General features: G+C 55.2%; 13 protein-coding genes. 11 read left to right on the top strand and 2 right to left on the bottom strand.

All coding sequences use genetic code 11. The annotated features are described in order from the left end of the window. Positions 1-64: 64 nt before the first annotated feature. From glnP to ybiO, 5 genes are all read left to right on the top strand, one after another. A complete protein-coding gene (glnP, locus tag BN3796_RS11480; protein ID WP_061708459.1) occupies positions 65-724 on the top strand; it encodes a glutamine ABC transporter permease GlnP in 660 nt (219 codons plus the stop codon). Then, complete coding sequence (gene glnQ / locus BN3796_RS11475) at positions 721-1,443, top strand: glutamine ABC transporter ATP-binding protein GlnQ (RefSeq protein ID WP_061708458.1); 723 nt, start codon at positions 721-723, stop codon at positions 1,441-1,443. The genes glnP and glnQ overlap by 4 nt, the downstream gene beginning before the upstream one ends. A 185-nt stretch (positions 1,444-1,628) precedes the next feature. Further along, positions 1,629-2,465 carry an EcoRI family type II restriction endonuclease gene (locus BN3796_RS11470; protein ID WP_061708457.1) on the top strand — a complete coding sequence of 279 codons (837 nt, stop codon included), beginning with the start codon at positions 1,629-1,631 and terminating at the stop codon, positions 2,463-2,465. 45 nt (positions 2,466-2,510) lie between these two features. Further along, positions 2,511-3,473, top strand: coding sequence for an adenine-specific methyltransferase EcoRI family protein (locus tag BN3796_RS11465; protein WP_061708456.1), 963 nt, complete (start codon positions 2,511-2,513; stop codon positions 3,471-3,473). Between the two features lie 157 nt (positions 3,474-3,630). Beyond that, on the top strand, positions 3,631-5,838 hold the full coding sequence (ybiO, locus tag BN3796_RS11460) for a mechanosensitive channel protein (RefSeq protein WP_061708455.1): 2,208 nt from the start codon (positions 3,631-3,633) through the stop codon (positions 5,836-5,838). A 4-nt stretch (positions 5,839-5,842) separates the two neighbouring features. On the opposite strand, the gene rlmF is transcribed toward ybiO, so the two are convergent. Beyond that, positions 5,843-6,757, bottom strand: coding sequence for a 23S rRNA (adenine(1618)-N(6))-methyltransferase RlmF (gene rlmF, locus BN3796_RS11455; protein ID WP_061708454.1), 915 nt, complete (start codon positions 6,755-6,757; stop codon positions 5,843-5,845). A 241-nt stretch (positions 6,758-6,998) separates the two neighbouring features. On the opposite strand from rlmF, the gene mcbA reads away from it, so the two are divergent. The 3 genes from mcbA (at position 6,999) to ybiJ (ending at position 8,182) form a co-directional block, all read left to right on the top strand. Beyond that, positions 6,999-7,262 carry a DUF1471 family periplasmic protein McbA gene (mcbA, locus tag BN3796_RS11445; protein WP_061708452.1) on the top strand — a complete coding sequence of 88 codons (264 nt, stop codon included), beginning with the start codon at positions 6,999-7,001 and terminating at the stop codon, positions 7,260-7,262. Positions 7,263-7,370: 108 nt separating this feature from the next. Continuing rightward, positions 7,371-7,637, top strand: coding sequence for a DksA/TraR family C4-type zinc finger protein (locus BN3796_RS11440; RefSeq protein ID WP_061708451.1), 267 nt, complete (start codon positions 7,371-7,373; stop codon positions 7,635-7,637). A 284-nt stretch (positions 7,638-7,921) separates the two neighbouring features. Next, on the top strand, positions 7,922-8,182 hold the full coding sequence (gene ybiJ / locus BN3796_RS11435; RefSeq protein ID WP_061708450.1) for a DUF1471 family protein YbiJ: 261 nt from the start codon (positions 7,922-7,924) through the stop codon (positions 8,180-8,182). Between the two features lie 105 nt (positions 8,183-8,287). Here the strand turns inward: ybiJ and ybiB are convergent, their stop codons facing one another. After that, complete coding sequence (gene ybiB / locus BN3796_RS11430) at positions 8,288-9,250, bottom strand: DNA-binding protein YbiB (protein WP_061708449.1); 963 nt, start codon at positions 9,248-9,250, stop codon at positions 8,288-8,290. A 261-nt stretch (positions 9,251-9,511) separates the two neighbouring features. Between ybiB and BN3796_RS11425 the strand changes: the two genes are divergently transcribed. From BN3796_RS11425 to BN3796_RS11415, 3 genes are read left to right on the top strand one after another with little or no spacing between them, the layout of a single operon-like run. Next, the gene (locus BN3796_RS11425; RefSeq protein ID WP_061708448.1) at positions 9,512-10,048 is read left to right on the top strand and encodes a fimbrial protein; all 537 of its coding nucleotides are present in this window, start codon (positions 9,512-9,514) and stop codon (positions 10,046-10,048) included. A 47-nt stretch (positions 10,049-10,095) separates the two neighbouring features. Then, positions 10,096-10,770 (top strand): fimbrial biogenesis chaperone, encoded by a 675-nt coding sequence (locus BN3796_RS11420; RefSeq protein ID WP_061708447.1) that lies wholly within the window; start codon positions 10,096-10,098, stop codon positions 10,768-10,770. A gap of 31 nt (positions 10,771-10,801) precedes the next feature. Further along, complete coding sequence (locus tag BN3796_RS11415; RefSeq protein ID WP_073885176.1) at positions 10,802-13,339, top strand: fimbria/pilus outer membrane usher protein; 2,538 nt, start codon at positions 10,802-10,804, stop codon at positions 13,337-13,339. Positions 13,340-13,341 lie beyond the last annotated feature (2 nt).

The following is a 13,341-nucleotide window of genomic DNA, read 5'->3' as shown; positions in this document are numbered from 1 at the left end:
CCGGTGGCGCCCACGCTTACCGGGCCTACGTTTTTCTTCTTCACCACGGTAACAGGAACACATCATGCAGTTTGACTGGAGCGCCATCTGGCCCGCCATTCCCCTTTTGCTTGAAGGCGCCAAAATGACCCTCTGGATTTCGGTCCTCGGTCTGATTGGCGGGTTGATTATCGGCCTGGTGGCCGGTTTCGCCCGCACCTACGGCGGCTGGCTCGCAAACCATATCGCGCTGGTCTTTATCGAAATTATCCGCGGCACCCCTATCGTCGTGCAGGTGATGTTTATCTACTTCGCCCTGCCGATGGCCTTTTCCGATCTGCGCATCGACCCGTTCACCGCCGCGGTAGTGACAATTATGATCAACTCCGGCGCCTACATCGCCGAGATCACCCGCGGCGCGGTGCTGTCGATTCATAAAGGCTTTAGCGAAGCGGGCCTCGCGCTGGGGTTATCCCGCCGCGAAACCATTCGCCACGTGATCCTTCCCCTGGCGCTGCGCCGTATGCTGCCGCCGCTGGGTAACCAGTGGATCATCAGTATTAAAGATACCTCGCTCTTTATCGTTATCGGCGTGGCGGAGCTGACCCGTCAGGGCCAGGAGATCATTGCCGGAAACTTCCGCGCGCTGGAGATCTGGAGCGCCGTGGCGGTGGTCTACCTGATTATCACGCTGGTACTGAGCTTTGTTTTGCGTCGTCTTGAAAGAAGGATGAAAATCCTGTGATTGAATTTAAAAACGTCTCCAAGCACTTTGGCCAGACCCAGGTGCTGCATAATATCGATCTGAACATTAAACAGGGCGAAGTGGTGGTGATTATCGGGCCATCCGGCTCGGGTAAATCGACCCTGCTGCGCTGCATCAACAAGCTGGAGGAGATCACCAGCGGCGATCTGATTGTTGATGGCCTGAAGGTAAATGACCCGAAGGTGGACGAGCGCCTCATCCGCCAGGAGGCGGGGATGGTGTTCCAGCAGTTCTACCTCTTCCCGCACCTGACGGCGCTGGAAAACGTGATGTTTGGCCCGCTGCGCGTGCGCGGCGCGAGCAAAACGGCGGCTGAAACCCTTGCCAAAGCGCTGCTGGCGAAGGTCGGTCTTGCCGAGCGCGCCCACCACTATCCGTCGGAGCTCTCCGGCGGCCAGCAGCAGCGCGTAGCGATTGCCCGGGCGCTGGCGGTGAAGCCAAAGATGATGCTCTTTGATGAGCCCACCTCCGCCCTCGACCCGGAGCTGCGTCACGAAGTGCTGAAGGTAATGCAGGACCTGGCCGAAGAGGGGATGACCATGGTCATCGTGACCCATGAGATCGGCTTCGCCGAGAAGGTCGCCTCCCGCCTGATTTTTATCGACAAGGGGCGTATCGCCGAGGATGGCAATCCACAGGCGCTGATTGAAAATCCGCCCAGCCAGCGTCTGCAGGAGTTTCTGCAGCACGTCGCCTGACCGTTATTCACATGTACCGACACGGGCCAGAGCCGGTAATCGACCAGCTCTGGCCTGTTTATTTCCAGCGGTTGCGGGTACGATTGCCGCGTTCAGGATGAGCTGGAAAATCATTTCCCAACACCTCTGTATTAGTCTAGGATTGCGTCTGAATTTTATCTTGCTGAGTAGAGAAACTAAAATTTATGTCTAACAAAAATCAATCAACCCGGTTAACAGACCAGCATAAATTATCTCAGGGCGTAGTGGGTATATTTGGCGATATTGCCAGGTCTCACGATCTTGCCGTTGGTGCGGTTTCAAAACTGGTAAAACTGGCGCTTGAAGAGGAGTATCCTCAGTTATCTTTCAGATTCCGCGAAAAAATAACCAAAGAAGAGATTAACGAGGCGCTAAAAAAAGTTGATCCGGAGTTGGGCCAGACGCTTTTTGTTTCAAACTCCAGCATTAAACCTGATGGCGGGATTGTCGAAGTGCAGGATGATCATGGTGAATGGCGAATCGTCCTTGTCACGGAGGCAAAGCATCAGGGCAAAGATGTCATGAATATCAAAAAAGGGTTATTGGTTGGTAAAACCAGCACCCAGGATTTAATGGCGGCCGGTAATGCCATTGAGCGATCGCATAAAAATATCTCGGAAATCGCCAACCTGATGCTCTCTGAAAGCCATTTTCCTTACATCCTCTTTCTGGAAGGCTCTAATTTTCTGACAGAAACGCTTGTCATAAAAAGGCCGGATGACAGAGAGGTAACGCTTGCGCATAACTCAGGAATGTTAAACCGACTGGACAGATTAACAGCCGCTAACTACGGGTTGCCCATTAACAGCAACCTGTGCGTAAACCGGTTTGTGAAGCATAAAGATAAAAATATTATGCTTCAGGCAGCGTCGATCTATACCCAGGGGAAGGGAGAGAAATGGGATGCGGAAATCATGTTCAATATCATGATGGAAGTCTCTACCTCTTCCCTCAGGGTGCTAGGGCGTGATTTATTTGATCAGCTTACGTCTAAAAAGTAATTTTTAATTTAATCTTTTGATATATAAGGTTTAGTTTGGATTTTTATGGCCAGAAAAGCAACCAACAAACTCTTGCAGAAAGCAAAAAAATCTAAAAGCGACGAGTTTTATACGCAACTCTGTGATATCGAAAGTGAGTTGCAATACTACCGCTCACATTTTGCTAATCAGGTTGTTTTCTGTAATTGCGATGACCCACGGGTCAGTAATTTCTTTACCTATTTTTCGAACAACTTTGAATCGTTGGGCCTTAAAAAAATAATCACCTCTTGCTACAGAGAACAAACTGACGATCTCTTTAACAATGCGGGTGAAGAGCGCGGCTTTTTCTGTGAGTATATTGGCGAACGTCCGGAAAAGCTTGACATCATTCCGTTAGAGGGGGATGGGGACTTCCGTAGCGCTGAGAGCATTGAACTGCTAAAACAATCAGACATTGTGGTAACCAATCCCCCCTTTTCATTGTTCAGAGAGTATCTTGACCAGCTAATCAGATATGATAAAAAATTCTTGGTCATCGCAAACGTAAACGCCATAACCTATAAAGAAGTCTTTAACCTTATTAAGGAGAATAAGGTCTGGCTCGGCATTAACCTCGGCAGAGGAGTCTCTGGCTTCATTGTTCCACAGCATTATGAATTATACGGAACCGAGGCAAGAATTGATGAACAGGGCAACAGAATCGTATCGCCAAATAACTGTCTGTGGCTAACTAACTTAGATACCTTTATTCGCCATGAAGATATTGTCCTCACAAAAAAATATGCTGGCAATGAAGCGAGTTACCCGAAATACGATAACTACGATGCGATCAATGTTAATAAAACAAAGGACATCCCCCTGGACTATAAAGGGGTAATGGGAGTTCCAATTACCTTTTTACATAAATTTAACCCGGACCAATTTGAAATCATCAAATTCCGTAAAGGGAATGATGAAAAGGATTTAGCTATTAACGGTAAATGCCCATATTTCAGAATACTTATAAAAAACAAACGATTACAGTAAACCTTCCTCAGACCATTATGCGCAGGATCGTTCCTCCCCGCCCCGCGGGGAGGAACGTTTCTACCCAGCTTTTTCACAGAAATTGTCCTAAAAATCTCCCGCTCCGTCCCGCCATCTATACTTATCTTTTTGCGCCACTTATTCATCGGAGGAAGCCGTGCCGTGGATCCTGCTGTTATTTTTTTGTCTCTTCTGCGCCCCCGCGCAGGCGGTGACTATCCCGGGTATTACCCCTGCGGCCACTACCTCCTCTACCCCGCCCCCCGAGCCTGACGCCGAAGAGAAGAAAGCGGCCTACGCGGCGCTGGCGGATGTGCTGGAAAACGAGACCTCCCGCAAAGAGCTTATCGACCAGCTGCGGGCCGTGGCCGCCACGCCGCCGGAACAGCCGGTGCCGACCGTCGCGCCGGTGGAGGAAGCGGACGAAAAGACCGTGCTGGAAAATGTCACCGATATTGGCCGCCACTATGGCGAAGCCTTTAGCGACCGGCTGGCGCAGCTTTACCGCAACCTGATCGGCTCGCCGCATAAACCCTTTAACCCGCAGACCTTCAGCAACGCCGCCACCCATTTTCTGATCCTCGCCGGACTGGTTTTTGGCTTTTACTGGCTGGCGCGGCTCTGCGTCTGGCCGCTCTATCGCAAAATGGGCGACTGGGGACGGCGCAAAAACCGCGACCGGGGCAGCTGGCTTCATCTGCCGCTGATGATTATCAGCGCCTTTATCATCGATTTAGCGCTCCTGGCCGTGACGCTCTTTATCGGTCAGATGCTGAGCGACAGGCTTCACGCCGGTAATAAAACCATCGCGTTCCAGCAGGGGCTTTTCCTCAACGCATTCGCCCTGATCGAATTTTTCAAGGCGATACTGCGCCTGATCTTCTGCCCGCACGCGCCGCAGCTTCGCCCTTTTGCCATCACCGATGGCCAGGCAAAATACTGGGCATTGCGCCTCAGCGCCCTCAGCAGCCTGATCGGTTACGGGCTGCTGGTGGCGGTGCCGATTATCTCCAACCAGGTCAATGTGCAGATAGGCGCGCTGGCCAACGTTATTATCATGCTCTTTATTACGGTCTGGGCGCTCTATCTGATTTTCCACAATAAAAAAACGATCACCGAGCATCTGCTCGCCCTTGCCGACCGTTCGCTGGCCTTCTTTAGCCTCTTTATCCGCGCCTTTGCGCTGGTATGGCACTGGCTCGCCTGCGCCTATTTCATCGTGCTCTTCTTCTTCTCTCTTTTCGATCCGGGCAACAGCCTGAAGTTTATGATGGGGGCAACGGTGCGCAGCCTGGCGATTATCGGTATCGCTGCCTTTGTGTCGGGGCTGCTCTCGCGCTGGCTTTCAAAAACCATCACCCTGTCGCCGCACGTGCAGCGTAACTATCCTGAACTGCAAAAGCGGGTAAACGGCTGGATTTCCGTGTCGCTGAAGGTGGCGCGTATTCTCACCGTCTGCGTGGCGATCCTGCTGCTGCTGAACGCCTGGGGACTGTTCGATTTCTGGAACTGGCTACACAATGGCGCGGGGGAGAAAACGGTCGATATTTTAATTCGCATCGCGCTTATTCTCTTCTTTTCCGCCATCGGCTGGACAGTGCTGGCGAGCCTGATAGAGAACCGGCTGGTCTCCGACGTGCATGGTCGCCCGCTGCCCAGCGCCCGCGCCCGCACGCTGCTGACGCTATTTCGCAACGCCCTGGCGGTGATCATCAGCACCATTACCATCATGACCGTGCTTTCGGAGATAGGGGTGAATATCGCGCCGCTGCTGGCGGGGGCAGGCGCCCTGGGGCTGGCCATTTCGTTCGGTGCGCAGACGCTGGTGAAGGATATTATTACCGGCATCTTTATCCAGTTTGAAAACGGGATGAACACCGGCGATCTGGTGACTATCGGCCCGCTGACCGGGACGGTTGAGCGAATGTCGATTCGCTCCGTCGGCGTGCGCCAGGATACCGGCGCGTACCATATTATTCCCTGGTCCTCGATCACCACCTTCGCAAACTTTGTGCGCGGCATCGGCTCAATAGTGGCCAACTACGATGTCGATCGCCATGAAGATGCGGAGAGGGCGAAGCAGGCGCTGAAGGATGCCGTGGAGGAGCTGATGAGCATGGAGGATATTCGCGGGCTGGTGATCGGCGAGCCGACCTTCACCGGCATCGTCGGGCTGACCAATACCGCCTTCACCCTGCGTGTAACTTTTACCACCCAGCCGCTGAAGCAGTGGACGGTCCGCTTTGCGCTGGACAGCATGGTGAAAAAACATTTCGACCTCGCCCATATCCGTGCGCCGGTCCAGCTTTATCAGCTGTTGCCGCCTGAGCCGCCCCAGGCGCCGGCTCAGGAGCCGACGCTGTAGGGCATTACCCGCGACGGCGCTGGCTGTCGGTCATAAAGGTCCAGGCGATAAAGCGGCTCTGCTTTTGTCCCTGGGCCATCTCTTTTTTAACCACCTTCACCGCACCCGCCTCGCTCAGCGCGCGGTAGAGAAGCGGCAGGTTATCCCCGCGCGACACCAGCGAGGTGAACCATTTCACCTGGCGGGCGAACCCTTTGCTCTCGGCAATCATCGTTTTGATAAACGCCACCTCGCCCCCTTCGCACCACAGCTCCCGCTGCTGACCGCCAAAGTTAAGCCCCGCCTCTTGCGTCAGCCCCAGGTTGCGGCGTTTGCGCTCGCTTCCCGCCCGGGCCGCCTCAGCGGAGTCGTGAAACGGCGGGTTACAGAGGGTGGCGTCATATTGCTCGTTCTTGTGGATCACCCCGTCGAGAATGGCGGACGGTGATTTCTGCCTGCGCAGGCGGATGGCGCGGCTCAGGCCAGGGTTGGCGTTAATAATCGCCTGGGCGCTGGCGAAGGCCTGCGCGTCGATTTCGCTGCCGGTAAAACGCCAGCCATATTCGGCCACGCCAATCAGCGGATAGATAAGATTGGCGCCAGTGCCCACGTCCAGAACGGTCGCCTGCGTCGGTACCGCGCCGTCACGATCCTCCGCCAGCAGATCCGCGAGATGATGAATATAATCAGCGCGCCCCGGTACGGGCGGGCAGAGGAAGCCCTCGGGAATATCCCATTGCGCCACGCCATAATAGTGGGCCAGCAGCGCTTTATTTAACGCCTTTACCGCCAGAGGATCGGCAAAGTTAACCGAGGGTTCACCCGCGGGGGTCTGGACAATAAAGGCGGCCAGTTGCGGGCTACTCTGACAGAGCGCGGCCATATCATAGCGGCTGCGGTGGCGGTTACGCGGGTGCAATCCCGGCTTTTGGGCAGTCATGGTATTCTCCTTTCAACAGCGGCGTAAGATACCGTTTGCCGGCGCGACGGTAAATAACTCTGTTGATGGGCCAGGAAAAGGCGAAAAATCAGTGACCTGTATCTCCATGATTTGTCAGCCGATTGTCAATTTATATCGTTCAAAAAATGAGCAGCAGATCGTCAAATTTTTGCGGCAAATCACACCCTGACAGCTTCTACACTTAGCGTGAATCACCCGTTGCCATGTAGAGGAAGTCATGATGAAAAGAATGCTGACGCTATTTATCGCAGCCGGAACGCTGGCTGCCGCCACCTTTTCCGCCCAGGCGGTTAACACACTGAGCCAGTCTGATATGAGCCAGCTACACCCTGCGGGAACCGTCTCCGCGAGCGGGGCGAGAAACCTGGACGATTTACAGGATAAGCTGGCGGAAAAAGCCCGTCAGGAAGGAGCCAAAGGTTTTGTGGTTGACTCTGCCGGGGGCGATAACCATATGTACGGCACCGCTACCATCTATAAATAACGCTGTCACTGCATCCGCCCGGCGGATGCAGTTTTCCCTCCCCGCCTTGACTGTACGCTTTTTGACCCCATATTTACTCTGAAAACTTCCGTTAATCAGGAGAGCGCTATGGCATCCGGCTGGGCCAATGATGACGCCGTCAATGAACAGATCAACAGCACCATTGAAGATGCGGTCGCCCGCGCGCGCCGGGAGCTGCCCCGGGGCGAAAGCCTGCACGAGTGCGAGGAGTGTGGAGAACCGATCCCGGAGGCCCGACGCAAGGCGGTGCCCGGGGTGCGGCTATGCCTCGCCTGCCAGCAGGAGAGAGATGCGCATCACGCCGCGTTCACCGGCTATAACCGCAGAGGCTCTAAAGACAGCCAGCTTCGCTGACGCTGGCTGACATTTTTGTTCTCCTCCTGCGGTAACTTTACCCTCACGAAATTGAGCGCTGCGTTTGGCAGATTGTGCCCTTCCCTGCCGCTTCGTAAAGCGAAGCGAAAAAAAGCGTAAACGCTGTCGCTTAATCCTTAATTTTTCAGTGGCTTATATGTCATTCAGTTTTTTTGAGTGATGACGTCAATTCTCTTCGATTTTATCTTTCAAGAAAAAACGTGATACTTATCACATCGACGGTAAAACGTCCCCTTAATGGAATAACCTGCGAGATAAAAGCTATGAAAACCATCAAATATGCTGTTGCCGCTGCTGCTCTTACCGCTCTCTCTTTTGGCGCTTTTGCTGCAGAGCCCGTTACGCCAGCACAGGCGCAGAACATGAATAAAATTGGCGTAGTCAGCGCAGATGGCGCCTCCACGCTGGATGGTCTGGAAGCGCGACTGGCCGCTAAAGCCGAAGCGGCAGGCGCCAGCGGTTACTCCATCACCTCCGCCAATGGCCAGAACAAACTTAGCGGTACCGCGGTGATCTACAAATAACCGCGACCCTGACCCTATCTTGCCCCTCAGGCAAGCTGCTCCAACCCTGATTGACCCTTTATTACCCTTGTTTGCCCGTCCCGGAATGGACGGGCTTTTTTTTGGCTAAAACCATTGCCCGATACGCTGTAACCCGGCCTCCACGCTCTGTTCTTCCCCCGTCGCCACCAGGCAGCAGGCCATCTGTAACTTAATGGCGGCAGGCACCGGCACATTACCGGCGAGACACTGTTCAATCCAGCGGGCGGTAGTCTGCGGATCTTTCGCCTGCGCAAGCTGAACGTCGCTCTCCTCTTCTCCCCGCTCCAGCAGTACGCGCGTGCCGGCAGGATCGATAAGCGTCAGCTGCGGGCAGCGTTGCGGGTTGGCATAAACCTCCCCTTCGGTGCCGTGCATCAGCAGCCCGCGTCCACCGGTTTTCGCAAAAAAGTTGGCTACGCGAGTGACATATTCAGGGTGCGAAACGCTGGAGAGGCGCAGCGCGGCCCCCTCTTCAAAGGGTGTCGCCAGCTTGGCCAGGGTATGGGCACTGTTACGTACTCCCATACGCCAGCGCATCGCCAGCTGTTTCTCCAGCGGCGGACAAAGGGCGCTGACTGGAATAAAGACCGGCTGATGGCCGTCGAGCTTTGCCTGCGCCTGGCCCGCATGGCGGGTGGCCTGAATGCCCAGCAGCTCAAAAATGGTTTCCGTCAGCACGCGGGTCGGATCTTCACTAACGCCGTGCACCACCACCGGAAAACCGAGCTTATGCAGCAGGATCGCCAGCAGCGGCGTCAGGTTCGCCTGCTTGCGCGCGCCGTTATAGCTCGGGATAACGATGGGCATCGGTTTCGTCACCGGCGGCGTCAGGCGGAGAGTCTGCGCCTGCATCGCCTCGTAAAAGCCATGCATCTCGGCTTCCCCTTCCCCTTTAATCCGTAGCGCGATCAGGATAGCGCCCATCTCCAGGTCAGGTACTTCGCCGTTCAGCATGCGGGTGTAGAGCGCCCGGGCGGTCTCCTGATCTAGGTCGCGGGCATGATTTTTGCCGCGTCCCACCTCTTTAATAATCTTGCGATAATCCACGACATTTCTCCTTGCGACATGTTGCTACCACTATAACGGTGAAGAAAGCCAGGTCGAGCTTTTTTGTCGCCTTCTCCTCAAAACAGGTTGTTTTTTAATCTGCTGTTTTTATTGATTAAATTTTTTTACAAGCGTTTATTTAATTAATTGTAATGCCCGCAACAGCTTTTCGCCTTTCTGCATTCTGTTTAAATAACCGCCCGCAATGAGTTATCTCTTCCCGAAGTCTGGCTGACTTTTGGGTTAATTCCAGGAGTGATTATGAACAAGGTAACGTTAGGTTTATTTACTGCTGTGGCGTTGGGATGTTCAGCATCCGTTTTCGCGGCCACTAATGGCGAAGGCCAAATTAATTTTACGGGTGAGATCATCGATTCCGCCTGTCAGGTTGTAAACGATTTAGGCAGTCCGCTCAATGTCGCATTAGGTAAAGTTTCTAAGACCGTTTTTACCGGCGCTGGCTCCGCCAGTACTTTAACGAAATTTACTATCAGTCTGACTAATTGTCCGCAGACCGTCACCTCGGCGTCAATTAATTTTGGCGGTACGCCGGACAGTGATAATAACGCGGCGCTGGCGCTCACGCCGGGCACGGGTGCTGCGACAGGGGTCGCTATCCAGCTGGTTGACTCTGCCGCGCAGCCGATCAGCCTCTTTACGCCGTCCAAAGCCTATCCGCTGACCTCCGGGACTACGGTAAACGCTCTGGATTTTGGCGCCCGATATATCCAGACCAAAGCCGCCGTTACGGCTGGCCCGGCTAATTCCGTTTCCACTTTCACCGTTATTTATAACTGACCCTCTACGGAGAGCGCTGTGCTCTCCATATTATATTGAGAAATTTTATGCGTCACGGTTATCTACTTAGCTCCCTTTTATTCATTGCCGCTACCGCACATGCGGGCGTAATTATTAACGGCACCCGGCTTATCTATCAGGGAAGTAAAAAAGAGTCCTCTGTCGGCCTGACAAATCCAGACAATATCGATTATCTGGTGCAGTCCTGGACCGACGCCGGGCGCAATAACCCGAATAAGCCGCCGTTTCTCATTACGCCGCCGCTGTTTCGTCTGGATGCAAAAGAAGATAACGTGCTGCGCGTCGTTCGCACAGGCGGAAATTTACCTGAAGATCGCGAATCCCTTTACTGGCTCAATATTAAATCCATTCCCTCCTCGAAGAAAATGGAGGGGGTGAATACGCTGCAGATTGCGGTGAATACCCGCATCAAGTTAATTTACCGCCCTGCCGCGCTCAGGGGTAAACCGGAAGAGGTAGCCGATAAGCTGACGTGGCGCCGCGAAGGCCAGGAGCTGGTGGTGGATAACCCCACCCCTTACTACATGAACTTTCAGAGCGTCACCCTTAACGGCCAGAAAGTGTTAAAAGCCACCTGGGCTGAACCCAAAAAGCAAACCCGGTTTGCCCTGCCTGCGGGCGTTAACGGTCATCGCGTTGCCTGGTCGGTGATTAACGACTACGGCAGCGTCAGTAAAACCTGGACCGCGCCGGTAGGCTGATCCTGTGGCGCACGGGTGGTTGAACAGGATGATGCGAGGCGGATCCCCCTCTCTCTTACGCCGCGGCTTCGCTCTGCTGAGCTTTAGTCTCTGGGCGACAGCGGTGTGCCTCTGCGCGCCGGTGCAGGCGCAGGACTATTTCAACCCGGCGCTGCTGGATCTGGATAACCCCTCGCAGCAAAAAACCGATCTGTCGCTGTATGAAAAAGGCCCCGGGCAGGCGCCCGGCCGCTACCAGGTAACTATTTTAATCAATAACCAGAAGGTGGCTACCCGGGAGGTCGATTTTAAGCTGCAAACCGGCGCGCAGGGCCAGACTACGCTACAGCCCTGCTTCAGTGAGCAGGATCTTCACAGCCTGGGGATTAAGACCAGGAACTACCCCGGGTTGATGGCGCACGGGCAGTGCGCCGATTTGCAGGCCATTCCCTCCGCCTCGGCGACGTTTCGCGTCAGCCATCAGCAGCTGCGAATGACCCTTCCGCAGGTGGCGCTGGGCCACACTCCGCGCGGCTATATCGACCCCCGGGAGTATGATGAAGGGATCACGGCGGGCCTGCTGAACTACAGCGCCACCGCCAGTCAGAACGACGCCCGCCTGCCGAATGAGCAGAACAGCAGCAGTCAGTACGTTAACCTGCGCCCCGGCTTTAACGTAGGGGCATGGCGCATCCGTAACTACTCCACCTGGAATCGCGACAAAACGGGCAGCCACGTCCAGCAGAATTTCTCCTCCGTCTATACCTACGCCCGGCGCGATCTGGTGGCGCTAAAGAGCGATTTCACGGTCGGGCAGAGCAGCTCCCCCGCCGATGTGTTTGACAGCGTCCCCTATACCGGCATGCAGATTAATTCCGACAGCGATATGTTGCCGGACAGCGAGAAGGGTTACGCCCCGGCGATCCGCGGGGCGGCGCACAGCAACGCGCAGGTGGTGGTGCGCCAGAATGGCTACATCATCTACCAGAACAAGGTCGCTCCCGGCCCTTTTGAGATAACCGATCTCTACCCCACCGGCAGCAGCGGCGATCTCCAGGTTACCGTTCAGGAGACCGACGGCAGCGAGCAGCACTTTGTCGTGCCCTACGCTTCCGTGCCGGTGTTGCAGCGCGAGAAACATTTACGCTATAGCCTGACGGCGGGACGCTATCGCTCATACAACCATAATGTCGATAAAACCCCCTTCACCCAGGGGAGCGCTATCTATGGCCTCCCGCGGGGATTCACGCTCTATGGCGGAACGCAGCAAAGCCGTCGTTACCGCTCTCTGGCCATCGGTACAGGTAAAAATATCGGCGATTTGGGAGCTTTTTCCCTCGATGTCACCCGCGCGAAAGCGTTGCTCAAACAGCGGAAAACCAGCAAGGGTAACGCCTGGCGCGTGCGTTACAGTAAAGATTTCCCGGCAACGGGCACCAACTTTTCCCTGGCGGGCTATCGCTATAACAGCAAAGGCTTTTACACCATGGAGGATACGCTGGAGTCGTGGACGCGCTCGGATGAGGAGAATACGCCGCAGCAGCGCCGCGCCCGTACCGAAGCCACCATTGACCAGACGCTGGGCGACGGCTGGGGCTTCGTGACGCTGAGCCTGGTGAAAGAGCGCTACTGGAGCCAGAGCCAGTCAATGACCTCCCTGAACCTCAGCTACAACAACAGCTGGCACGGTATCACCTACAGCCTTAGCTACAGCAAGAATCAAAACACGGCTAACGACGAGGAGAATGCCTCCACCCACGACAATCAGTTCGCGCTCAGTCTCTCCGTTCCGCTGGATCGCTGGATGCATAACACCTGGGCGACCTGGAACCTGAATAACAGCAAGGATGGCACCACGCAAACCGTCGGCCTGAACGGCACCGCCCTGGAGGATAACAATCTCAGCTGGAACCTTCAGCAGGGGTTCAGTACGACCGGCAGCGGCAGCAACAGCAGCATGAATGCCGATTATAAAGCGACCTATGGCGAAATCAGCGGCGGGCTGAGCGAGGATAAACATCAGCGCACCCTTAACCTTGGCCTGCAGGGGGGCGTGATCGCCCATGCCGACGGCGTCACCTTTACCCAACCGCTGGGGGAGACCGTCGTCCTGGTCAAAGCGCCGGGCGCCTATGGTACGCACATTACTAACCAGACCGGTGTCAAAACCGATTTTCGGGGCTATACCGCGGTCCCCTTTGTCACCGCCTGGCGCCATAACACCATCGCGCTGGATACCGAAACGTTACCCGATGACGCCGATGTGCCCCAGGCCGCCCGCATCGTCACGCCGACGCGGGGCGCGGTGGTGCGCGCCACCTTTACCACCCACACAGGGCGTCGAGTGTTGATGACCCTGACGCGAAACGGCAAACCGTTACCTTTTGGCGCCACCGTCACCACCGACGATCGCGAGGGCGAATTTATTGTGGGCAATGACGGGCAGACCTATCTCTCCGGCCTCTCCCGTCGCGGCACACTAACCCTCTCCTGGGGGCAACAGGCAGGCGAGCAGTGCGTCGCGCACTACGAGCTGGCGGACGAGCCCGATAAATCCACCATCACCAGCGCCGCCGCCCGGTGCCGCTGATT

The sequence above is a fragment of the Pseudenterobacter timonensis genome, assembly GCF_900021175.1.
GTDB classification, from domain to species: Bacteria; Pseudomonadota; Gammaproteobacteria; order Enterobacterales; family Enterobacteriaceae; genus Enterobacter; species Enterobacter timonensis.
This window is presented reverse-complemented; position numbering and strand designations above follow the sequence as displayed.